At 70.7% G+C, this 21,094-nt stretch carries 19 protein-coding genes; 13 read left to right on the plus strand and 6 right to left on the minus strand.

Annotation, left to right across the window (positions count from 1 at the left end; translation table 11 throughout):
* Positions 1-179: 179 nt before the first annotated feature.
* Entirely contained in the window at positions 180-1,373 is a 1,194-nt protein-coding gene (locus ACZ6Y1_RS28200) for a glycoside hydrolase family 64 protein (RefSeq protein ID WP_469635772.1), read from the minus strand.
* Between the two features lie 282 nt (positions 1,374-1,655).
* On the opposite strand from ACZ6Y1_RS28200, the gene ACZ6Y1_RS28205 reads away from it, so the two are divergent.
* From ACZ6Y1_RS28205 to ACZ6Y1_RS28220, 4 genes are all read left to right on the plus strand, one after another.
* On the plus strand, positions 1,656-2,120 hold the full coding sequence (locus ACZ6Y1_RS28205) for a hypothetical protein (RefSeq protein ID WP_469635775.1): 465 nt from the start codon (positions 1,656-1,658) through the stop codon (positions 2,118-2,120).
* 37 nt (positions 2,121-2,157) lie between these two features.
* Positions 2,158-2,475, plus strand: a complete 318-nt coding sequence (locus ACZ6Y1_RS28210) for a hypothetical protein (RefSeq protein WP_469635778.1) — start codon at positions 2,158-2,160, stop codon at positions 2,473-2,475.
* An 8-nt stretch (positions 2,476-2,483) separates the two neighbouring features.
* A complete protein-coding gene (locus ACZ6Y1_RS28215; protein WP_469635781.1) occupies positions 2,484-2,810 on the plus strand; it encodes a DUF4288 domain-containing protein in 327 nt (108 codons plus the stop codon).
* A 265-nt stretch (positions 2,811-3,075) separates the two neighbouring features.
* Positions 3,076-3,699, plus strand: a complete 624-nt coding sequence (locus tag ACZ6Y1_RS28220; RefSeq protein WP_469635785.1) for a DUF1326 domain-containing protein — start codon at positions 3,076-3,078, stop codon at positions 3,697-3,699.
* Positions 3,700-3,965: 266 nt separating this feature from the next.
* On the opposite strand, the gene dhaK is transcribed toward ACZ6Y1_RS28220, so the two are convergent.
* Entirely contained in the window at positions 3,966-4,973 is a 1,008-nt protein-coding gene (dhaK, locus tag ACZ6Y1_RS28225) for a dihydroxyacetone kinase subunit DhaK (protein ID WP_469635788.1), read from the minus strand.
* A 307-nt stretch (positions 4,974-5,280) separates the two neighbouring features.
* Between dhaK and ACZ6Y1_RS28230 the strand changes: the two genes are divergently transcribed.
* From ACZ6Y1_RS28230 to ACZ6Y1_RS28245, 4 genes are all read left to right on the plus strand, one after another.
* The gene (locus ACZ6Y1_RS28230) at positions 5,281-6,129 is read left to right on the plus strand and encodes an MIP/aquaporin family protein (RefSeq protein ID WP_469635791.1); all 849 of its coding nucleotides are present in this window, start codon (positions 5,281-5,283) and stop codon (positions 6,127-6,129) included.
* 110 nt (positions 6,130-6,239) lie between these two features.
* Entirely contained in the window at positions 6,240-7,757 is a 1,518-nt protein-coding gene (gene glpK / locus ACZ6Y1_RS28235; RefSeq protein WP_469635793.1) for a glycerol kinase GlpK, read from the plus strand.
* A gap of 37 nt (positions 7,758-7,794) precedes the next feature.
* Positions 7,795-9,507 carry a glycerol-3-phosphate dehydrogenase/oxidase gene (locus ACZ6Y1_RS28240; protein ID WP_469635796.1) on the plus strand — a complete coding sequence of 571 codons (1,713 nt, stop codon included), beginning with the start codon at positions 7,795-7,797 and terminating at the stop codon, positions 9,505-9,507.
* 449 nt (positions 9,508-9,956) lie between these two features.
* Positions 9,957-10,475 (plus strand): allene oxide cyclase barrel-like domain-containing protein, encoded by a 519-nt coding sequence (locus tag ACZ6Y1_RS28245; protein ID WP_469635799.1) that lies wholly within the window; start codon positions 9,957-9,959, stop codon positions 10,473-10,475.
* Between the two features lie 227 nt (positions 10,476-10,702).
* On the opposite strand, the gene ACZ6Y1_RS28250 is transcribed toward ACZ6Y1_RS28245, so the two are convergent.
* Complete coding sequence (locus tag ACZ6Y1_RS28250) at positions 10,703-10,888, minus strand: hypothetical protein (protein WP_469635802.1); 186 nt, start codon at positions 10,886-10,888, stop codon at positions 10,703-10,705.
* Between the two features lie 137 nt (positions 10,889-11,025).
* Between ACZ6Y1_RS28250 and ACZ6Y1_RS28255 the strand changes: the two genes are divergently transcribed.
* From ACZ6Y1_RS28255 to ACZ6Y1_RS28275, 5 genes are all read left to right on the plus strand, one after another.
* On the plus strand, positions 11,026-11,385 hold the full coding sequence (locus ACZ6Y1_RS28255; protein ID WP_469635805.1) for a hypothetical protein: 360 nt from the start codon (positions 11,026-11,028) through the stop codon (positions 11,383-11,385).
* Between the two features lie 142 nt (positions 11,386-11,527).
* A complete protein-coding gene (locus ACZ6Y1_RS28260; protein WP_469635977.1) occupies positions 11,528-11,707 on the plus strand; it encodes a DUF4913 domain-containing protein in 180 nt (59 codons plus the stop codon).
* Between the two features lie 75 nt (positions 11,708-11,782).
* Positions 11,783-13,663, plus strand: coding sequence for a serine/threonine-protein kinase (locus ACZ6Y1_RS28265; RefSeq protein WP_469635808.1), 1,881 nt, complete (start codon positions 11,783-11,785; stop codon positions 13,661-13,663).
* 170 nt (positions 13,664-13,833) lie between these two features.
* Positions 13,834-14,364 (plus strand): metallophosphoesterase family protein, encoded by a 531-nt coding sequence (locus ACZ6Y1_RS28270; protein WP_469635811.1) that lies wholly within the window; start codon positions 13,834-13,836, stop codon positions 14,362-14,364.
* Between the two features lie 219 nt (positions 14,365-14,583).
* Entirely contained in the window at positions 14,584-15,822 is a 1,239-nt protein-coding gene (locus tag ACZ6Y1_RS28275) for a M48 family metallopeptidase (RefSeq protein WP_469635813.1), read from the plus strand.
* 218 nt (positions 15,823-16,040) lie between these two features.
* Here ACZ6Y1_RS28275 and ACZ6Y1_RS28280 read toward each other — a convergent pair whose 3' ends face one another.
* The 3 genes from ACZ6Y1_RS28280 to ACZ6Y1_RS28290 all read right to left on the minus strand — a co-directional run bounded on the left by ACZ6Y1_RS28280 (position 16,041) and on the right by ACZ6Y1_RS28290 (position 21,073).
* A complete protein-coding gene (locus ACZ6Y1_RS28280; RefSeq protein ID WP_469635816.1) occupies positions 16,041-16,958 on the minus strand; it encodes a hypothetical protein in 918 nt (305 codons plus the stop codon).
* A 281-nt stretch (positions 16,959-17,239) separates the two neighbouring features.
* Complete coding sequence (locus tag ACZ6Y1_RS28285; RefSeq protein WP_469635819.1) at positions 17,240-18,379, minus strand: alpha/beta hydrolase; 1,140 nt, start codon at positions 18,377-18,379, stop codon at positions 17,240-17,242.
* 177 nt (positions 18,380-18,556) lie between these two features.
* A complete protein-coding gene (locus tag ACZ6Y1_RS28290; RefSeq protein ID WP_469635822.1) occupies positions 18,557-21,073 on the minus strand; it encodes a helix-turn-helix transcriptional regulator in 2,517 nt (838 codons plus the stop codon).
* Positions 21,074-21,094: the final 21 nt, after the last annotated feature.

The raw sequence follows: 21,094 nt of genomic DNA on the forward strand, positions 1-21,094 counted from the left end.
TCCCACCGGTTCGGTGGACAGCCCGCCCTGACGCCGTCCCGAGCGACGTGTTCGAGTTTTGCGAGCGCCCCTCGGCGGCTGGAGCACGGGCACGCCGGCACCACCGGCCGGCGATCGACCGGCCTTCTTCCGGGGCCCGATTGCGGGAGCCGCCTGCAGGAGCCGCCCACGGGACAGCCTCAGTTGAGCGGCTCCAGCGTCATGAAGGCCTCCTGCGGGTCGGCCTCGTGGACCAGTGACTCATGGGCACCCACGTCGTCGAAGGCGAAGCCGTACGCCTTGCCGTCCGCCATCTGGGCGTGGATAAGGCGGGAGTAGTGGTTGGTGACGGCGTCGCGGTAGAAGCCGGCGCCGTCGGCGTCGGGCTGGTTGGGGTTGGTCAGGAGCGTCGAGCGGTTGTAGCCCGCGCACAAGGTCCGGGAGATCGGGCCGCGGACGGTGTCGTTGGGGGCGTCCAGGAGCTTGTAGCAGCCGAAGACGCTGTCCGAGTCGGGCTTCTGGAAGCTGGTGACCACCGCCCCCGAGGCGTTGGTGAAGTTCATGACGTTGCCCGAGACGCGCCCGTAGTACTTGGTGTTGGGTTCGTTCGCGAACGGCGTCACCGTGAGGGTGGAGGAGCTGTACTTGTTCCAGACGCGGTTGATGTAGTCGTTCATCGCCCCGTCCGGGATTCCGCCCGCCTCGATGCCGTGGCCGGGCGAGAGTGCGCGCAGGGGGGTGCCGTCCGGGCGGTTCTGGATCAGGCCGCCCCAGCCGGCCGACCGCAGCCCGCCGAAGACGGCGTTGTAGCCGCCGGTCTTGAGGTGGCCGGTGCTCTTGACGGTGCCGCCCGGCGCCTTCGCACCGACGGCGTACGGGGCGGAGAACATGTCGACCTGGGTGCTGTTGATCCACAGGCCGCCGTCGTTGAGGGTGTACTCGGACCAGTTGAACAGGATGCCGTGGTTGGGGTCCGAGGGGTTCTGCACGGCGGGCTGCACCAGGCCGCCAGCGGCGAGCTTGAAGACGAGCTTCTGCCCGATCGAGAAGTAGACGCGCCCGGAGAACTTGGGTATCCGGATCGTCTTGGTCTGCCCGTTGGCCGGGCCGGCGATCGCGGCGTCGGGCGCGGGGGTGGGGGGATTGCCTCCGGCGGGCCAGGGGTGGAACGTTCCGTTCGCGTCGGCCCAGCCCTGCCTGCCCGTCGCGAGCAGGGTGCCCAGGTTGTAGACGTAGACGGGCTCGTTACGCCCGGAGTTGTTCTTGATGGTGAGCGGGATGGTCGCCGGTACAGCTTCGGCGGACGGCGGCGGACCGAAGAACAGCACACCGGCGCCGACGGACAACGCCGCGACGCCGAACGCCAGCGCTTTCGACAAGCGGGACACTCTCATCCTCCTTGGGTGGGGGGACCTGCCGGGGCAAATGTGTGATGGACGTACGGCAGGAATCGATGTATTGAAGCGTGAGAGCGCTCTCAGCGTCCGATTGTGTTCAACTTCTGTCAATACTCTTGACACAAGCTCAGCGGGCCGGCTTCGGAGACCAGGTCGGGTGACCACCTTCCCCCTATTGCCCTTAACGGGTGACAGTCCCCCGACTTTTGTGACTCAACGTACAGCCTATCGATACTCTCTGTGACCAGAGGTGAAGATCGCTCACGAAAGGCAGCTTGCATGAGGAACGTCTCCCGGATGTGCGTACTTGCCGCGGTGAACCTGATGACCGCCCTGGCGGCGGTGACAGGACAGGCCACGGCCGCCCCCGCCGAGGCCGCTCACAGCGTCGTCCGGGTACTCGACCAGTGCCGGAATGACGGCACGTCCTTCAGCGACAGGCTCATCCCCGGCCACTGCCTGCAAAACGGCGGCTATCGCCTGGAGATGCAGTACGACGGCAACCTGGTGCTCTACTCCGGCTCCCGCCCCTGCTGGGCGAGCGGCACTGACGGGACCAACGAGGTCTACGCGAAGTTCTCCGGGGACTGGAAGCCCGACTCCCCCTACATGACGCTGGAATCGCCCGTCGGGGAACTGCGGAAGTACCGCGGGAAGTACACCGGGCTCCACAAGTCCGGAAACGTCAGCCTCAACAACAAGGGTGAGGTCTGGATCGCCTACGGCAAGATGGCGGGCTGCTGATCCGATGAGCACCCATCACGACGGAGGCTGGGGTTCCGTGCGGAAGCTAGCGATCCGCTGCGTGCTGGCCGCTGTCATGGCGGGCGGCGCGCTCACGGCTTCCCCACTGGCCGCGGAGGCGGCCACCGGAACCGCACGCCTCGCCACCGAGCGCTATCTCGATGACGCGTGCGTGGCGAACGAGAGCCTGGGTGAGATCGCCACCAACTTCATCTCCCGCTGTCGGCGGGGGTCCATCCGGCAGGTGTTCCCCGGGCAGCACTACGGCGACACGCTCGGCTATCTCAAGGGCTGCCGGGCGAGCTCGTGCAACACCGCCTGGAAGCTCCTGAACGACAACCGGTTCAAGAAATAGCCGGGACCATGACCACTTACATCGCCGTCCTGCTGTGTGAGACCTCCGCCGACACCACCGATCATGCTCCGCTCTACCAGGAGAGCTTCGTCCTGCTGACCGCGGCCGACGAGGCGCGGGCCCGCGAAAAGGCCGAAGCGCACGGCAGGAGCCTGGAGACGAGCTACGAGAACGAAGCCGGCGAGCTGATCACCTGGCGGCTGCGGCATGTCGTCGACGTCGGTGAGGTGCTCGACGAGCGCCTCACCGACGGCTCGGAGCTGTACGCCCGGCACTTCCGGAACTACGCCGCCTACCGCTCCTTCGAGCCGCTCCTCTCCGGGGAGCAGATCTGACGTACCTATAGGGCTGGGCGCCGCGCACGGAGACCGTCTCCCCTGTCGGGTGAACGCCCACGGCCACCGCGCAGGATCCACCGCGCGTGCGTGCTGCGGACTGTTTACAGCCCCGGGCGCGCGTGCCTAACGTTGAAGGACAAGCTTCGCGCACCCGCGGAGCGGAGGACGTCGTGCCTCACCCCCGCTCGCCCCCACCGCACCGAGATCCGGCACCGTCCTGACGGATCGGCCGGTGCGGACAGTGAGCGAGAGGAGAGATTCCATGACGTACACGATCTCGGGGCACTATGTGGCGAGCTGCTCGTGCGCCGTGCTCTGCGGATGCGCGGTCGACGCCCAGCCGAACGACGGCAAGGGCGGCACCGAATGCCGCGGATTCGCGGCATTCCACATCGCCGAGGGGCGCTTGGACGACAGCGACCTCGCAGGGGTCGACTTCGCCTTCTACAACTTCTTCCCCTCCCATCTCACGGGCGGCGACTGGAAGGTGGGGGTGGTCATCGACAGCGACGCCAGCGACACCCAGGCCGAGGCCGTGGGAAAGATCCTCTCCGGTAGCGAGGGCGGTCCCTTTGGGGAACTCGCACAGTTCGTCGGAGAATTCATCGGCACCGAACGCGGCGAAGTCAAGGTCACGGATGGTGAGCACCCCGGCGCCGCGGTCGCCGACCGCTCCACGGTCTCGTACGAGCCGCTGCGCGGCGCGGACGGGACGCCGACCACCGTGAAGAACGCGATGTTCGGATTCGCCCCCGAGTTCGAGGTCGGACGTACGACCGGCTCGTCGTCGGCGTTCGGGCTGACCTTCGAGCCGGCCTACGGCGAACAGGCGGACTTCGTGTTCAGCAGCGAGCAGGAGGCAGGAGCACCCGCAGGACGGATGTGACGGGGGCCCCAGCGGGGCGAGCCCGCCCCGCCACCGCGACGGAGCTCCCTTCACGCGCGCCGGAGGTCAGGTGCGCGCCGATCACACAGCCGGCCGGCACGCTGCTGATCGGCCGCCATGACCCGTTCCGGCCGCCGCACGCGGCCGGCCGCACCGACGCGGGTCGTCGGCCCCGACGCTCTGATCAGCCGACCCGCGGTCGTGGTTGTGCCTCGGAGTCGTATGAACCGGCTCACCCGTCCGGACGTCGACGGCAGACGAGGGGGTCAGCGGCCCCAGCGCAGCGCTGCCGTCTGCACGGGCGCGTCCCACAGGCGCAGCATTTCCTCATCGGCCCGGCACAGCGTCACCGAGCACCCCGCCATGTCCAACGAGGTGACGTAGTTTCCCACGAGGGTCCGGGCCACCGGGACGCCCCGAGCCGCCAGTACCCGGGCCACCTCCGCGTGGAAGCCGTACAGCTCCAGCAGCGGCGTCGCGCCCATCCCGTTCACCAGGGCCAGGACCGGCCCGTCGGCGGCCGGGCCCGCGTTCGCCATGTCGTCCAGCACGGAGCCCACCGCGACCTCCGCGATCTCCGCCGCCGGCATCATCGGGCGCCGCTCCCGGCCCGGCTCGCCGTGGATGCCGATGCCCAGCTCCAGCTCGTCGTCCGGCAGGTCGAAGGTGGGACTGCCCTTGGCAGGAGTGGTGCAGGCACTCAGCGCGACACCGAAACTGCCCGAGGCCTCGTTGACCCGTCGGGCGACCGCGGCGACCTGCGCCAGCGGCATGCCCTCCTCCGCCGCCGCCCCGGCGATCTTCTCGACGAAGAGCGTGGCCCCGGTGCCGCGACGCCCGGCGGTGTAGAGGCTGTCGGTCACGGCGACGTCGTCGTCGACCAGCACCCGCTCGACCCGGATGCCGTCCTCCTCGGCGAGCTCGGCGGCCATGTCGAAGTTCAGTACGTCTCCGGTGTAGTTCTTGACGACGAACAGCACCCCCTGACCGGAGTCCACGGCCTTGGCCGCCCGCACCATCTGGTCCGGCACGGGGGAAGTGAACACCTCGCCCGGACATGCGGCGGACAACATTCCGTATCCGACGAAGCCGGCGTGCAAAGGCTCGTGTCCGGAGCCGCCACCGGAGACGAGACCGACCCGCCCGCCCTCCCGTGCGTCCCGCCGTACGACGACCCGGGCGTCGGCGTCCACGTCCAGTTCGGGGTGGGCTGCGGCCAGCCCCCGCAGGGCGTCCGCGACCACGGTCCCGGGACTGTTGATCAGCATCTTCATCGTGTGCCTCCCGGTCGGAGCCGACGGGTGTACGTCCGGCGCCGTCACGGAGCACCGATGACCGCGCGCCGGGCGGGCGCGTCCGCGAGGGCACGCCATACGAACAGTGTGCGGCCATCCCGCGGATCCCGCGGACACGAGGACTCGGGGAACCACCCAGGAGAAGGATCGGAGAACCCGCAGCGGCACTGGCCTCCACGCGTCCGGACCGGCCTCGCCTTTCCGATACGGGCGACCCGTCTTACTCTGAACCGGGGGCTCGGGGCAGTCGAATGCCGGTCTTCGGACCGGCGGGAAGCGGGCACCCATGAAAGAACGCCTCAAAGCACATGGGCTGGCCGGCGAACTGTCGGCCGAATTCGCCGGCACCATGATCCTCATCCTCTTCGGCTGTGGTGTCGTGGCCCAGGTCGTCGCCGGTGGAGCCCTGACCGACCCGGCTGGTGGCCTAGGGAACCACGACAGCATCGCGTGGGCCTGGGGTCTCGGTGTGACCCTGGGCGTATACGTCGCGGCGAGGCTGAGCGGCGCCCACCTCAATCCCGCGGTGACCGTCGCCCTGGCCGCTTTCAAGGGCTTCCCCTGGAGCAGGGTGGCCCCCTACGCGCTGGCCCAGCTGGCCGGAGCCTTCGTGGCGGCCCTGATCGTCCGCTGGAACTACACGGAGGCGCTGGCGAAGGCCGACCCCGGCCACACCATCAAGACGCAGGGTGTCTTCTCCACGCTGCCGGCCAACGGAAACCCGAACCTGCCGGTGACCGAGTGGGGCGCACTGCGCGACCAGATCATCGGCACCGCGATCCTCCTGATGCTGATCTTCGCGGTCACCGACCTGCTGGGCACGCCTCCCGGCGCCAACCTGGCACCGTTCATCGTCGGCCTGATCGTCGTGGCGATCGGAATGGCCTGGGGCACCAATGCCGGGTACGCGATCAACCCGGCCCGTGACCTCGGCCCCCGCCTGGCCAGCTTCCTCACCGGGTACGGCGGGGCATGGAGGGATCAGTACGGCAACCTCTACTTCTGGGTGCCCATCATCGGCCCGTTCATCGGCGGGGTGCTGGGAGCGGGTATCTACAAGCTCCTCATCGGCCGGTTCCTGCCCACCGCGGAACCGGAGCCTCCCGGACGCGTACCGGCACCGGAGGAGAGCTGATCGCATCCTCGGCGGGCGGGACGGACACGGCGCGATGCGTCTCCCGTCCCGTCCCCTCCCGTCGCGGATGACAGCCCCACACACGGCATCCCAAGAGGAGGCGGCACCCCATGGCTGACTTCGTCGGCGCAGTGGACCAGGGCACCACGAGCACTCGTTTCATGATCTTCGACCACGCCGGCAACGAGGTGGCGCGGCACCAGCTGGAGCACTCCCAGATCCTCCCGCGCTCGGGGTGGGTCGAACACGACCCGGTGGAGATCTGGGAACGCACCAACTCGGTCATCCAGAACGCCCTCCGGCACGGCAACCTCGATGCCTCCGACCTGGCGGCCGTCGGCATCACCAACCAGCGCGAGACGACCGTCGTCTGGGACCCCCGCACCGGGCGCCCGTACTACAACGCCATCGTCTGGCAGGACACCCGTACCGACTCCATCGCCGCCGCGCTGGAACGCGGCGGCCAGGGCGACGTCATCCGCCGCAAGGCGGGGCTGCCACCGGCCACGTACTTCTCGGGCGGCAAGATCCAGTGGATCCTGGAGAACGTCGACGGCGTGCGGGAGGCGGCCGAGCAGGGCCATGCCCTCTTCGGCAACACCGACTGCTGGGTGTTGTGGAACCTCACGGGCGGACCCGACGGCGGCATCCACGCCACCGACGTCACCAACGCCAGCCGCACCATGCTCATGGACCTGGAGACCCTCGACTGGGACGACGAACTGCTCGGGTTCTTCAACATTCCCCGGTCCATGCTGCCCACCATCAACCCGTCCTCCCACCCCGAGGCGTACGGACGGACCCGCACCTCCCGGCCGTTGCGGGAGGCCATCCCCATCACGGGCGTGCTCGGCGACCAGCAGGCGGCCACCGTGGGCCAGGTCTGCTTCGCGCCCGGCGAGGCGAAGAACACGTACGGGACCGGCAACTTCCTGGTCCTCAACACCGGGACGGAACTCGTCCGCTCGCAGCACGGCCTCCTGACCACTGTCGCGTACCAGTTCGGCGACAGCCCCGCGATCTACGCACTCGAAGGATCCATAGCGGTCACCGGCTCCGCCGTGCAGTGGCTGCGCGACCAGCTGAAGATCATCGGCGACGCCGCCGAGAGCGAGCGCCTGGCCGCCACCGTCGAGGACAGCGGAGGAATCTACTTCGTCCCCGCCTTCTCCGGCCTGTTCGCCCCGTACTGGCGCTCCGACGCCCGCGGCGCGATCGTCGGCCTCGCCCGCTACCACGACAACGGCCACCTGGCACGCGCCACCCTCGAAGCCATCTGCTACCAGAGCCGGGACGTCGTGGAAGCCATGGAGCAGGATTCGGGCGTACACCTCGACGTGCTCAAGGTCGACGGCGGCGTCACGGCCAACGACCTGTGCATGCAGACGCAGTCCGACATCCTCGGCGTACCGGTCAGCCGTCCCGTCGTCGCCGAGACCACCGCGCTCGGCGCCGCCTACGCGGCCGGACTCGCGACCGGCTTCTGGCGGGACACCGACGAACTGCGCACCCACTGGCAGGAGTCCAAGCGCTGGACCCCCGAGTGGTCGGAGGAACGTCGCACGGAAGGGTACGAGGGCTGGAAGCGGGCGGTGGAGCGCACCCTGGACTGGGCCAAGGTCGAATAGGTACCGGCCGCGCGCCCGCTGCACAGAGGAGGAGACCATGGTCGAACCGGTGGCCCTCTCACCCCAGGCCCGCACACAGGCCCTCGCCGACATGGGACGGGGCGAACTCGACGTGCTCGTGGTCGGGGGCGGCGTCGTCGGCGGCGGCGCCGCCCTGGACGCTGCCACCCGGGGCCTGAGCGTCGGGCTCGTCGAAGCCCGAGACTGGGCGTCGGGCACGTCCAGCCGCTCCAGCAAACTCATCCACGGCGGCCTGCGCTACCTGGAGATGCTCGACTTCCGCCTCGTCGCCGAAGCCCTCAAGGAACGGGGCCTCCTGCTCCGGTACCTCGCCCCTCACCTGGTGCGTCCGGTGCCGTTCCTCTACCCGCTGCAACACCGCGTCACCGAGCGGCCGTACGTGGGCAGCGGGGTGCTGCTGTACGACGCGATGGCCAGGGCCTCCGGCACCTCCGGCGGCCTGCCCCACCACCGGCACCTGAGCAGGGGCCGGGCGCTGCGGGAGGCCCCGGCCCTGCGCTCCGACGCCCTGGTGGGCGCCATCCAGTACTGGGACGCCCAGGTCGACGACGCCCGGCACACCATGTTCCTCGCCCGCACGGCCGCCTCGTACGGGGCGCTGGCGGCCAACCGGGCCCGCGTCAGCCGGTTCCTGCGGCAGGGCGAGCGGGTGGTCGGCGCCGTCGTCACGGATCTGGAGAGCGGCGACGAGACGGAGGTCCGCGCCAAGCAGGTCATCAACGCGACCGGGGTGTGGACGGACGACACCCAGTCCATGGCCGGCACCCGCGGCCAGTTCCACGTCCGCGCCTCCAAGGGCGTCCACCTGCTAGTCCCCCGTGACCGGATCAACTCCCGCACCGGTCTGATCCTGCGCACCGAGAAGAGCGTGCTGTTCGTCATCCCGTGGGGCCGGCATTGGATCATCGGGACGACCGACACCGATTGGACGCTCGACAAGGCCCACCCGGCCCTCAGCTCCAAGGACGTCACCTACCTGCTGGACCACGTCAACAGCGTCCTGACCACCCCCCTGGCCCCCGAAGACGTCGAGGGCGTCTACGCCGGCCTGCGCCCCCTGCTGTCCGGCGAGGCGGCGGAGACCAGCAAGCTGTCCCGGGAGCACCTCGTCGCCCATCCGGTACCCGGACTCGTCGTAGTGGCGGGCGGCAAGTACACCACGTACCGGGTGATGGCCAAGGACGCGGTCGACGAGGCCGTCCGAGGCCTGGACGGGAAGGTACCCGACTGCGTCACACACCGCGTTCCGCTGCTGGGCGCCGACGGCTACTTGGCGCTGTGGAACTCGCGGCAACGGCTCGCCGAGCGCTCCGGTCTCCATGTCGCCCGCGTCGAGCACCTCCTGAACCGCTACGGCTCGCTGGCGCCCGAACTGCTCACCCTGGTGGCCGCCGACCCGGCGCTCGGCGAGGCACTGCCGAGCTCCGACGACTACCTGAGGGTCGAGGCCGTGTACGCGGTGACCCACGAGGGGGCCCGCCACCTGGAGGACGTCCTCGCCCGGCGCACCCGGATCTCCATCGAGTCCTGGGACCGCGGGGTGGACGCGGCGCCGACCGTGGCCGGTCTGATGGCGCCCCACCTGGGATGGGACAGGGCGCACCAGGACCGCGAGGTCGACCACTACCTCAAGCGCGTCGCCGCCGAGCGCGAGGCCCAGCAGCAGCCGGACGACTTGACCGCCGACGCCGTGCGGTTGGGTGCCCCCGACATCATCCCGGTGAACTGAGAGGCGCACGTCGGGGCTCAATGCGGCGGGGCTCGATGCGGCGGGCCCGCCGCATGGAGCCCCCGCCCCGGCACCGGTGAGCGGGTGCCACCCACGGCCGGCCGTACGCCCTGGAGCTCTGCCCGCGCTCGGTCATCCTCGCCAGGGCGTCATCGTTGCCGACGGGCCGACGGGCCGACGGGCCGACGGGCCGACGGGCCGACGGGCCGACGGGCCGACGGGCGGGATCGTCGCCAACGCAGGGGCTCATGGACCGGCATCGCCTTTGAGCTGCCGTTCGGCTTCGTGCCGAGCTCCGCCGCCTCACTTTGGTCCGACCGGCTGGATGTGCCGGTGGTTCGTGCCGGGATGCTCCGTGCGGCGGCGGAGTCGAGGTTATGAAGGGAATCGACCGGATCGGATCGAAGTTCGCCATCCGGTCATCCCCCAACATCAACCTCAGGAGTCGCATGATGCGCCCCATCAGAGCGGCCTGCCTCGGCACGGCCACGCTGGTCACCCTCCTCGCCTGCACCCCCGTCGCGGCCGCCGCGACGGACACCGGTTCCGCCCAGGCCACGGGTAAAGGCCGGACCATCACAGTCGAGGCCGAGGTGCAGCAGCTGACCCGATTCCCCGTCCCCGTCGTCCCCCCCGTCCCCCCCGGCACCGCCACGCAGGGCGATTGGGTCGTCGTCCGCTCGGACCTCTTCGACGAGGCGCACAACAAGGTCGGCGAAACCCACGGCAGCTGCGTCACCACCCGGGGCGGCACCGATGAAGCGGAGCAGTGCCTCGTGACCTACACCCTCCCGGGCGGCCAGCTCACCACGCAGGGGGTGTACTTCAACTACCTCGACCAGGGTCCCTTCGACAGCGCGATCACCGGCGGCACCGGGGAGTACAAGAAGGCTCGCGGCTGGGTCCACTCCGAAACGATCCGCACGACCCCCAAGGTCGTGAGGCGCTTCACGATCCACCTCGTCTGACGGACCCCGACGTCCACCTGGCCCCGGAATCCGGCCTTCTCCTCTCGCGCTGCACCTTTGGAGACGGTCACGCGAAAGGAAACGTGGGTCAAGGGGACCTCCAGGGCGGCTCCCCTCCAGAGCATCAGACGCACTGACGACATGAGCGGTTCGTGGTGCGTCCACGCAGGGTGGTGGAGAGGACGCTGAGCTGGCTGATGCATGCGCTCGCGGCACCTTGCCCGGGACTACGAGACCCGGCCCGAAAGCAGCGAAGTCGCCGTCACGTGGTCCATGACCACGTTCTGGGACGCCGCCTCGCCCGCCATCGGAGCCGAAACGTCACCCGGCAGCCCGGCCTCGGCGTGGACCACCCCGGAACGCTCCTCGGCCAGCCAGCCCCGCTCCACCAGCCGCTTCGCCTTCGATCGCACCGTTCTGCCTTCGACGGCACCGCTTCCGGACCCAGCCGCCCGGCCGGCCAACTCCCGCGCCCGCAGCCTCGGCTCCTACGACAGATGCCCGCTGGACCATTATCGTCGAGGCGACGATAATGGGGTATCGTCGCCGCATGAACAAAGAACCGAGCGAGAACCCCGGCTCCACGGACGGCTCAGCAGCCGGGCACGCACAGCGGGTGGCAGCGCAGGTCACGGCCGGGGCGGCAGGTGACACGGCGTGGAAGCGCGACCACATGACCATGACCTTCTTCCTGGCCGGCGCCCGGTCCTCGCACGAGGAAGACCACCACGCCCGGCAGTTGGACATCTGGAGGAAGCAACTCGTCGACTGCCTGGAGGCGGACGCCTACGCCGAGGTCGCCGAACTGCAGGAGCAGCTCCAGGGCTGGATACTGAAGGAGCTGCGGTACCGCGGCAACGCCCTGGACGCGCTGCTGAAGGCGTACCCCCCGCCCAAGCCGCAGCGCTAGGCGCGTCCACTGTTCCCCGTACCGCCGGCGGAGAGCCACCTCCCGGGCAGCGAAGTCCCGTTGTACTTCACCGACGTCTTCGCCTTCGTCACGGACTTCATGGTGCCCGCGCTGGTGGGAACACCCCGAGGCGGGGGCCCGGCTGTCCGCACTCCGGCTCGCGTGGGAGCAGCTGCGCCTGGAACCGACCCTCGGCCTGACCACGTGGTGGATCCAGCACGCCGATCCGCGCCTGCGCGTTCTGATCGACCCCAAGCGGGCCGCAGTGGCCCGGGAACTGCCGCGTTCCGGCCCGGTCGAGGGCGGCGAGCACGGTCGCTGAAGGGGTGTCAGGCCGCCTCCATCCGGCCGTGATCCCTCCCGCATAATGACGGGGCCGCAGAACAGGAGGCGTCGGGTGCGGGTACGGGAACGGATCGAAGACCGGTATGAGCTGGAGGAATTGCTCGGCCGCGGAGGCTTCGGGGAGGTGTGGCGGGCCTGGGACAACCGGGTCGGCCGGTGGGTCGCCGTCAAGATCGGATACCCGGGTAACGCCGATGACGTCCGCCGCCTGGAGCGGGAGGCGAACCTAGCGGGGAACCTCTCGCACCCGAACATCGCCACCGTTCACGACGTGGGCCGCGGCCTGCGGGCCGGCCAGGACATGGTCTTCCTGGTCATGGAGCTCGTCCAGGGAGACACCCTCGCCACCGTCCTGAGGGCCGGCCTCCCCGAGGTCGCGGACGTCCTGGAGTGGGCCGTGCACATCGCCGACGCGCTCGGCGCCGCACACCGGGCGGGCATCGTGCACCGGGACGTCAAACCCGCCAACGTGATGGTCACCGAGAGCGGGGTCGTGAAGGTCCTCGACTTCGGCATCGCCAAGGCGCAGGGCGGATCGGCGCCGGCCTTCACGAACCTGACGGCCACCGGCATGATCATCGGCTCGTTCCCCTACATGGCCCCGGAGCGCTGGACCGGCGGTGCGGACGGGGTGCCGGTGGACGGGCGGGCCGACCTCTACGCCTTGGGCTGCGTCCTGGCCGAACTGCTCACCGGACGGCTGCCGTTCACCGGTGGTGAGCTGCACGAGCTGCTGGCCCAGCACCTCCAGGTCCCGCCGCCCGCCCCGAGCGGCCTGCGTCCCGGGATTCCCGCCGCGCTCGACCGGCTGGTCCTGGACCTGCTCGCCAAGGACCCCCGGCAGCGTCCCGCCGACGCGGGGGAGGTGGTCCGCCGCCTGAGGGACATCGCGCACGCGCAGGCCGCCGCCCCGGCCATGGCTGCGGCCGGCATCCCGCCCGCGACCGTTGTGGACGCTCCCGGACCGATCCCGCCGCGCCCCTCCCACCTTCCGACGGTGCACGAGGCCGTACTCGACATACGCACCCCGGCCGACCCGGCAGGCGACCCGGTCCGCCTCCTGCTCGACCGGCGTCTCGAGCAGCTCGTGGCGACCCGTCACGACAGTCCGGACGATTACGGCGACCGGCTGCGCAGGCTGGCGCAGGACCTCACCGCAGAGCTCGGCCCCGACGACTGGCTGACCGTGGAGGCCACGACCCTGTGGGCGTGGGACGTCCGCCGCGAGATGCCGGACGAGCTGGAACGGATCCTTCCGCGCATGATGCGGGTCTTCGGAGTGGACCACCGGGAGACCATCACCGCACGTGTCGTGTGCGTCGGCGAGGCGGCGGCATACGGCCCCGGCGACGGCCTGCGGTACGAGGGCGAGCTCCTTGAGATCATCGAGCGGGCCACCCGGGTGCTCGGCGCCTCAAACTCCGTCACCCTGGCGGCTCGCTACTACCTGGCCTGCGCCTCGTACCGCGGTTCCGGAGTTCTGGACGAGACGTGGGCGCGGCGCACTCCCGAGGAAGCGGCCCGGCAGTACGCACTGCTGGCGCCCCTCGTGCCGGATCTGCTGCTGGCGGACACCTTCCGGGGCGCGTCGGACGACCTGCGCCACCGGGTGGTTCACAACGCCTGGCTGACAGGCGATTTCCACACCGCCGCCGCCTTGTACCGCCAGCTCTACGTGGACCTGGACGAGCTGGCGGAGCGGGGCGACGCGGAGGTGGCGTACCGGGTGGCCCTCAGCATCGGTGAGGCGGGCGACACGGAGCAGGCCCTGGCCATGATCCAGCCGCTGCTGGACCGAGTGGAGACCGCCTTCGGCGGCAGCCACTGGCTGACCCGGCAGGCGACGGAGGCCCGCAAGCAGTTCCGCAAGGCCGTGCGGGAGCAGCGGCGTGCTTCCGGCTCGGGCCGCTCGTGGGGCTTCGGCCTGCGCTGACAGCTCGGTCGATTCCCGCTCGGGCTCAGGGCGCGCGCTCGAAGCCCCGTAGGTATCGCGTGCGCGGCGGCACACGCCTGCGCAGGGGCCTGCATCCCCTCGGGCCACGTAGCCCGCCCGTAAGGGAACGTCGGACCGCCGCACGGGGTGGGGCCGTCTACCGTGGGGGCATGCGGCTGTTGCTGACCTCCGACACACATCTGCCCACGCGTGCCAAGAACCTGCCGGAGGCGTTGCTGGACGAGGCCGACGCGGCCGATGTCGTCATCCACGCCGGGGACTGGACGGACGAGGCGACGCTGGACCTGCTGGAAAGCAGGGCCCGGCGGCTGATCGGCGTGTACGGCAACAACGACGGCCCGGCGCTGCGCCGGCGCCTGCCGGAAGTGGCCCGGGCCTGCCTGGAAGGCGTGCGGTTCGGGGTGGTGCACGAGACAGGCGGCGCCGCGGGGCGGGAGCGGCGCTGCGCCGAGCGCTTCGCAGATCTGGACGTGCTCGTGTTCGGACACAGCCACATCCCATGGGACACCACCGCTCCCAACGGGCTACGGCTGCTCAACCCCGGCTCACCGACCGATCGCAGACGGCAGCCGTTCTGCACATTCATGACCGCGCTCGCCGCTGACGGGGTCCTGTCCGACGTCACACTGCACCAACTACCACGACGCGGACCCCCGTGCGGTTCGTCCAGTTCGTCCTGAAGGCCGGTGAGGGTGAGGCCGAGGAGTCCCATGGGGCGGTGAAGCCGATATCCGTCCGGCCCGGGGTGGAAGCGGAACCCGCGGCGGGTGCTCCTATCCTGTCCGGGCCGCGGATCACAGCCGGTCCGCGGCAGGGAGGGGATATGAGGCATGGAAACGGTCGCCGAAGTGGAGGCGCCTCAGGTGCGGCAGTGCCCTGGGTGCGGAGCCACCATCTCAGTGAACCCGCGGTTCGTCACCTGGTGCGCCGCCTGTGACTGGAACGTGGATCCGAGCGCACCGGACCCCGACCGGGGGCGCCTCGCGGCGTTCCGGCGGCGCCTGGCCGCCCGCCACGGGCAGCAGCTCGCGGAGGAGATCGAGCGGAGCGGGCAGAAGGCCGGAACGGTCGGACCGGACACTTCGACCGTCCTGGCTTTCGTCGTTTCCCTGCTGGTGCACGCGGTCACCGCGGGCCTGCTCCTGGCCGGGGTGCTGCTGATCGTGGGCGGGTGGCACAGCGGCGTCCTGCCGGTCCTCGGCGCCGTGCTCCTGGTGGCCGCCGCGGGGCTGGCACCCCGGCCGGGCCGGCTGCCGCGGCACGCACCGGTGCTGTACCGCGCGGACGCGCCCCGGCTCTTCGAGCTGATCGACGAGGTGGCGGCGGCCGTGGGTACGACCGGCGTGCACGCGGTGGTGATGGACGGCGCACACAACGCCGGGGTATCCACCTACGGGATCCGCAATCGGCGGGTGCTGTGCCTGGGAGCCGGTCTGTGGGAGGTCCTCTCGCCGCAGGAACGCGTGGCGCTGCTGGGTCACGAGCTCGGGCACTTCGCGAACGGCGACGTCCGCTCCTCGTTCGTGACGCGGGGAGCGCTGCGGTCCCTGGGCCAGTGGTACTCCTTCCTGCTCCCGCAGCCCTTGTCGAGCCTGGCGCATGTGTTCTCGAACATGCTGGTGTTCCTGCCGCGCTGCTTGGTCTACGGGCTGTTTCTCCTGCTCGACAGCCTGACGATGCGGGCCTCGCAACGGGCCGAGTACCTGGCCGACGCGGGCGCGGCCCGGGCCGGTTCGAGCGCTGCGGCCGTCACGCTGCTGGACCGGCTGCTGATCGGCGACGCGGTCGAGGCCCATCTGCGGCGCGAGTCGATCGCGGCGACCCGGGCCGACGGCGGCTCGCGTGGCCGCGAGACGCGCGAAGCCATCGAGCGGGACCTGTGGGAGGGACTCGCCGAGCGGATCGGCTCGATACCCGAGAGCGAGTACGAGCGGCGGCGCCGCGTCTCGGCCCGGCGCGGACACAGCATCGACGACACCCACCCGCCGACCCACCTGCGCCGCCGTTGCCTCGCCACAGCCGAACCGCAGTCCGCCAGGGTCCTCTGCGACACGGTACGAGCAGAGTCGATCGCGGCCGAACTGGCTCCGGCCCGCGCCGATCTGGCCCGCACGCTGATCCGGTACAACGCCGACTGAGGCGCCGCGCAGGCGGCCGCCGTTGCCCGGCCGCATCCGCGGCCGGCCCGGTCTCGGCCGACACGGGCCGCTCGGCATCGCCCGCGGCATGCGCTTGCGCCTGGGCACGCCGATGGCGTTCAGGCACGTCTCGGATGGGCCGCCCTGGTGACCGTCCGCCGGACTCCACGAACGGGGCCCGGCCGATCGCTTCGGCCGGGGCCCGTCCCTCCTGTGTGTCAGGCCTTCCGGCGGGCCGTTCTGTAGAGCTCGGCGGCCAGGGCGGCGACCTCCTCCTGCGAGGCGCCCTTGCCGCCGGTCTTCGCCTGCGCCAGCTCGAAGACGTTGGCGGCTCCCAGAGTGGAGTGGTCGGACCAGGCGCAGACCGGAAACTGGAACTCCGCTGCACCGCCCTTGGGGGCGCCCGCATCCTTGTCGTGGGTGACCTTCACGTCCTGGCATTTCATGAGCGCGCCCTCGAATCCGGCGGGCTTCACGGTCCTTGGACTCCCCAGGCGCTCCATCTTGAGGCCCCGCGCCTTGCCGTCGCCCTTGAAGCCTTTTTTGGTGACGTTGGCGAAGTAGTTGTCGAGCGCCGTGGCGGGGTCGGGGATGTCGCCGTAGAGGCCGTCGAAGGTCAGGCGTTTGCCGCCCACCTTCGCGGGATCGCTGGGGTCGGTGCCGGCCGCGTTGTAAATGCCGGACACCGCCTGTGCGTTGTTCACGCCTGCACCCGCCGCCTCCTTCTTCTGTTCGGCGCTCAACTCGCCGGGCGCGGTGCCCGGACTCGATTTCTTGTAGGCGTCGACCGACTCCGGGGCGACGAGCTCGTAGCCCTTGCTGTCCACGGTGATGTCACCGTTGCTCACGCCGCCGCTGTCGCGGCCGAGCGCGAAGTACACGCTGCCCGCGATCACCGCGAGGGCGGCGATCACTCCGGCGACGATCAGGCCGGTCTTCTTCCCCTGCGCCGGCTGCGGCGGCGGGAAGCCGACAGGGAAGCCGGCCTGTGCGCCGCCGTACGGGGATTGCCGCCCGAAGGGGTGGGGTTGCTGGGGCGGGCCCCAGCCCTGCTGGCCGAACGGCTGCGGCCCGGGGGCCTCAGGCGGCCCGAACGCTCCGGGCTGGTCGTACGGTCCGGGCTGGTCGTGGCTCATCGACACTGCCCCCTGTCCGTGCGGGCGGACAGCCGCTGCGCGCCGTGCGGCGCGGTGTTGCCGGACGCCAGTTCTGTGATCTCCGAAAAGGGCTCTCGATCGGCGCCCTTCCACTTGTGTACGAACCCGTCGGTGGTGAGGCGGAGACCGGTACGGGACTTCACCATGAGCGCACCCTTCTTCTCCCATATGTCTGATACGCGCTGTCACTGCGCCTGTTCAATCGCCTGACGCTGTGCCCGCGGGGGCCCGGCTGCGGCCCGGTGGCCGTGCCCGACCGGTCAGCCCGCCGCGGCGAAGGCGGCTTCGAGGCGCGGGACGTAGTCCGCGAAGGCCGGGGCCCAGCAGCCGTAGTTGTGGCCGCCGTCGCAGCTCGGGGCCAGCGACGAGCCGTTGCCGTAGTCGACGAGTCGGCTGGGAATGCCCAGTTGGTCGAGGCGGGCCTTGACGGTGTGGGAAGCCGTCGCGGTGTGGACGTCGATGAGGTCGTTGTTGCCCGTGTAGAGCGTTACGCCGGTTCCGGAGAGTTTGGCGAGGTTGACGGGCGCGGCCGGATCGACCGCCTTCCAGACGCGGTCGGCGTCGAAGAACGGGTACGGGGAGCCGAAGATCGCGTCGCTGTCCACATAGGGGCCGTGACCCGCGCAGTTGCCGGAACCGGATCCGGACGAGCTGCTCGCGGCGCACCAAGCACCGGCGAGGTTCAGCTCGGTGGCCAGGACGGCCCCGCGGACCTCCCACATGCCGAAGTCGACGCCCCCGGACAGGGCCGCCACGTGGCCGAACAGGTCGGGCCGGGCCTGGGCGTAGTGCAGGGAGCCGTAGCCGCCCATGGACAGTCCGACGACGGCGCGGTGTGCGCGGTCGGCACGCGTACGGAGATTGGCGTCGATGAACGGGACGACCTGGGTGAGGTGGAAGGTCTCCCAGTTGGCCTTCCCTTCGGCCGTGTTCTGCATCAGCCAGTCGGCGTACCAGCCCTTCATTCCCCCGTCCGGGACCACGGTGATCATCGAGTCCGAGTGCAGCGCCGGGGCGGCCGCGACGTCGTTCACGTTGCCGCCACCGCCGTGGAGGAAGTACGTGACCGGCCAACGGCGGCCGGGGGTGTTGTCGTAGGCGGCCGGGAGGAGGATGCGGATCTGGTGCTTCCCGGAGAGCTGCGGGGTGGTGACGGTGAGGGTGAAGTCTGTGGGGCTGTGCACCTGCGTTTCTTCGCGGAGCACGGACAGACCGTAGCCGTCGCTGAAGCCGGGGACGGCAGCGGAAGCCGGGGAGGCGGCGGCCAGCGGGGCGGAGGTCTGCCCGGTGGCCGATGCGGCCGGTACTGAGGCCGGCACGGCGGCGTGTGCCGCGCCGGCGCCCGCCAGGACGGTGAGCGCGAGGGCCGCGCCGAGTGAGGTGAGGCGCAGGGACGTCATGAGCAAATCCTTCGTCGAGGAGGCTCGCGGCGTGCTGAGCTGCCGCGAGCCGGACGCCTCGATGGTGGTGTCCCCATCCGCCCGGCCAACAGGCCAAGCCACCGGCCATTGGTGACCGGCCATCGAACGGCCCCCGGTCCGTGCCGTTCCGGGGGCGCCGATGTCGTGTTCGCGTGGTCAGGGGGCGCCGGTCGGCGGCGGTGTGAACGTGGCCGGGGCGAAGTCCCGGTGCCGACCGCGGAACGTACGTCCGAGGTGGTGCTGCAGCCGGACGTGGCGGAACTGGTACACGGCTCCGGTCTGGCGCAGTACCCCTCGGTGGTAGGCGTCGTCCAGGAACGCGGCGGGGTTCCAGGGGAGCCGTCCGGTCAAGGGCAGCCAGACGCGTGCGAGCACGATCCACTGGCCCCAGGCGGTGAAGGTGAGCACGTAGGAGGCAGCCCCGCCAAGCCCGCCGGCCGCACCCATGAAGAGATTCTCCCCAACGCCCCAGTTGAGCGGTCCCAACGCACCCCGGAGCAGATGGACGATCAGGTGCCCGCCGAAGGCGATGGCTACGGTGAACGCTAGAGCGAGGATGAGGAACTGCCGGCCGGCCGTCGTGCGGTTCGAGGCCAGCAGACTGACCGGGGTGGCCGCCGCGGTGACGTCCACGGGTGCTTCGAGCGCGGCCATGAGACCGAAGACGAGACCGCCGGCCGAGCCGAAGATCAGCCCGAGGACCAGCATGTTGATGAAGGTGGCCTCCACCACGTGCGGATCGGTGAGCGCGGTCCCGGAGACCAGCGCGCGTTGGAGGGTGAGGGCGCAGGCGCATCCGACGCCCAGGACGGTTCCGCCGATCAGGCCTTGCCCGGCACGGAAGGTGAAGGTGCGCAGGGGTCTGCGGCCGAGGCCGTCGTGCGCGGGGCGCAGTGTCAGCCGTACGCGGGCCGGTTCGAAGGCCGCTGCGCCGCCGGATCTGTCCGCCATCGCGTAGACGGCTCCGAAGCAGAGACCTGCGGCGGGTCCCATGAGGCCGCCCCGCAGGAGGAGTTCGCCGACGGAGAGTGGGGTGAGCAGCAGGCCGACCACCCAGTCGATCAGGGTGATGCTCACGGCGGTGGCCAGGGCGAAGACCATGGTCCGCGTCGAGCGCGACAGCGAATCGCCGAGCTGCCACCACGCGAGGTCCTGGCGCTCGCGGTCGAGGCGGACCAGGTGGTGGGCGAGGTAGCCGAGCCAGCCTTCTGCCCGAGCGGGGTCCGCGTACGGCGCCCTGGGCTGTCGGCCGGCCGCATCCCGTTCCGGGGCGCGGCGTCGGTAGAGCGCGGGCACGAAGCCCGCCAGCAGGTGCTCGTCCAGGCTCTTCACGGAGGGGAACCGGGTGGCGTCCAGGAGCTCGGCGGGATCCCGGTCGGGCGTCTCGCTGTACAGGGTGCGGGCGAGGATGACCATGAGCGGGGTGGTCAGCACGGCGGCGAGATTGGCGTGTTCCGGCCCCTGGCCCGTGCGCAGTTGCGTGATGACCGCGTCCCACGGCGAGCCGGGCACGCCGGTGTCGTGGGCGGCGATCGCGCCGGACGCGGGGACGGGACGGGTCGTGCGGGGCAGGTAGTCGGCGAGGTCCTCGAGGGTGAGGTCGGTCAGCTCGATGCCCCCCGCCCAGACGAGCGGCGCGTGCGCGGCTCGTACCGCCTCGGCGTACTCGTCACGCCGGCTGGTGAGGACGAGCGGGGAGGAGGTCGCGTTGAGCGCGTCCAGGGCCTCGCGCCTCAACCCCTCGGCGATCTCGTCGAACCCGTCCAGGACCGGCAGGATGAGGTCGGCGTCGACCAGCACGGCGGCCAGGGTCGCTCCGCCGGAGCTGCGCCGGGCCAGGTGCGGGTGGTCGCGCAGCAGTCGGCCGATCAGCCAGTCGCGCAGTGCGGTGGTCGAGGGGTCCCAGGAGCCGATGCTGAAGATGACCGGCATGCGGCGGTGCGGGGCCGGGGTCTCCAGGAGGTCCAGGACGAGCCTGATGGTGAGGATGGACTTGCCCGAGCCGGCCCGACCGAGGATCACCAGCCGCCCGGAGGGGATCTTGAGGTAGACCTCGGCCGTGCTCCGCAGGTCGCCGCCCAGATCCACCTCGCGCGCAGTCCCGCCCGGCCCCAGCCGCTGGATGTTCTCCGCCCGGTCGGTCAGTGCGGCGGGCGCCGGCTTCCACCGTACGGGCAGGGGGAACGGGTCGTGGACGCGACGTTGCGCCTCCTCACGACGCCAACGGCGCCGGACCTCCGTTGCCAGCTCGCGCGCGGCGTCGGCGAGCATCGGGGGGACGGGCGGTCCGGCGGGCGGTGCGGGCTCGGGTTCGGGTTCGGGTGCAGGCGGGCGCGCAGGCGCGGGTATGGACACTCCCTGGCCCTGGCCCTCGCCCTCGCCCTCGCCGTTGCCGTGGCCGCGGCCCCGGTCGGGGTGGTTGTCCGCACCGGCATCGTGGAGCGCCGTGGACGAGCTGGTGAGCGCAGCCGCCAAGAGCAGACGGTCTGCGTCTTCCAGGCCGAGCGCGTCCGCGAGCAGGTTCACCGTCCCCATCCGGTGGTTCGTCGATCCGCCGTTCTCCAGCCGGCGGATGGTGCGCACGCTGACCCCGGACCGATCGGCCACCTGTTCCTGCGTCAGGTTCGCTTTGTCGCGCAGTCTACGCAGCAACGTGCCGAGGTCCTCTGTCATCCGGCATCTCCCTTGATCAAC

The organism is Streptomyces sp. NPDC053432, assembly GCF_055585365.1.

Bases quoted from the DNA above. Each gene is read 5' to 3' on its own strand.
- ACZ6Y1_RS28280 (WP_469635816.1), bottom strand. From the start codon at position 16,958: ATGAGCCACGACCAGCCCGGACCGTACGACCAGCCCGGAGCGTTCGGG.
- ACZ6Y1_RS28285 (WP_469635819.1), bottom strand. From the start codon at position 18,379: ATGACGTCCCTGCGCCTCACCTCACTCGGCGCGGCCCTCGCGCTCACC.
- ACZ6Y1_RS28230 (WP_469635791.1), top strand. From the start codon at position 5,281: ATGAAAGAACGCCTCAAAGCACATGGGCTGGCCGGCGAACTGTCGGCC.
- ACZ6Y1_RS28245 (WP_469635799.1), top strand. From the start codon at position 9,957: ATGATGCGCCCCATCAGAGCGGCCTGCCTCGGCACGGCCACGCTGGTC.
- ACZ6Y1_RS28255 (WP_469635805.1), top strand. From the start codon at position 11,026: ATGAACAAAGAACCGAGCGAGAACCCCGGCTCCACGGACGGCTCAGCA.
- ACZ6Y1_RS28220 (WP_469635785.1), top strand. From the start codon at position 3,076: ATGACGTACACGATCTCGGGGCACTATGTGGCGAGCTGCTCGTGCGCC.
- ACZ6Y1_RS28200 (WP_469635772.1), bottom strand. From the start codon at position 1,373: ATGAGAGTGTCCCGCTTGTCGAAAGCGCTGGCGTTCGGCGTCGCGGCG.
- ACZ6Y1_RS28270 (WP_469635811.1), top strand. From the start codon at position 13,834: ATGCGGCTGTTGCTGACCTCCGACACACATCTGCCCACGCGTGCCAAG.
- glpK (WP_469635793.1), top strand. From the start codon at position 6,240: ATGGCTGACTTCGTCGGCGCAGTGGACCAGGGCACCACGAGCACTCGT.
- ACZ6Y1_RS28215 (WP_469635781.1), top strand. From the start codon at position 2,484: ATGACCACTTACATCGCCGTCCTGCTGTGTGAGACCTCCGCCGACACC.
- ACZ6Y1_RS28205 (WP_469635775.1), top strand. From the start codon at position 1,656: ATGAGGAACGTCTCCCGGATGTGCGTACTTGCCGCGGTGAACCTGATG.
- ACZ6Y1_RS28290 (WP_469635822.1), bottom strand. From the start codon at position 21,073: ATGACAGAGGACCTCGGCACGTTGCTGCGTAGACTGCGCGACAAAGCG.
- ACZ6Y1_RS28240 (WP_469635796.1), top strand. From the start codon at position 7,795: ATGGTCGAACCGGTGGCCCTCTCACCCCAGGCCCGCACACAGGCCCTC.
- dhaK (WP_469635788.1), bottom strand. From the start codon at position 4,973: ATGAAGATGCTGATCAACAGTCCCGGGACCGTGGTCGCGGACGCCCTG.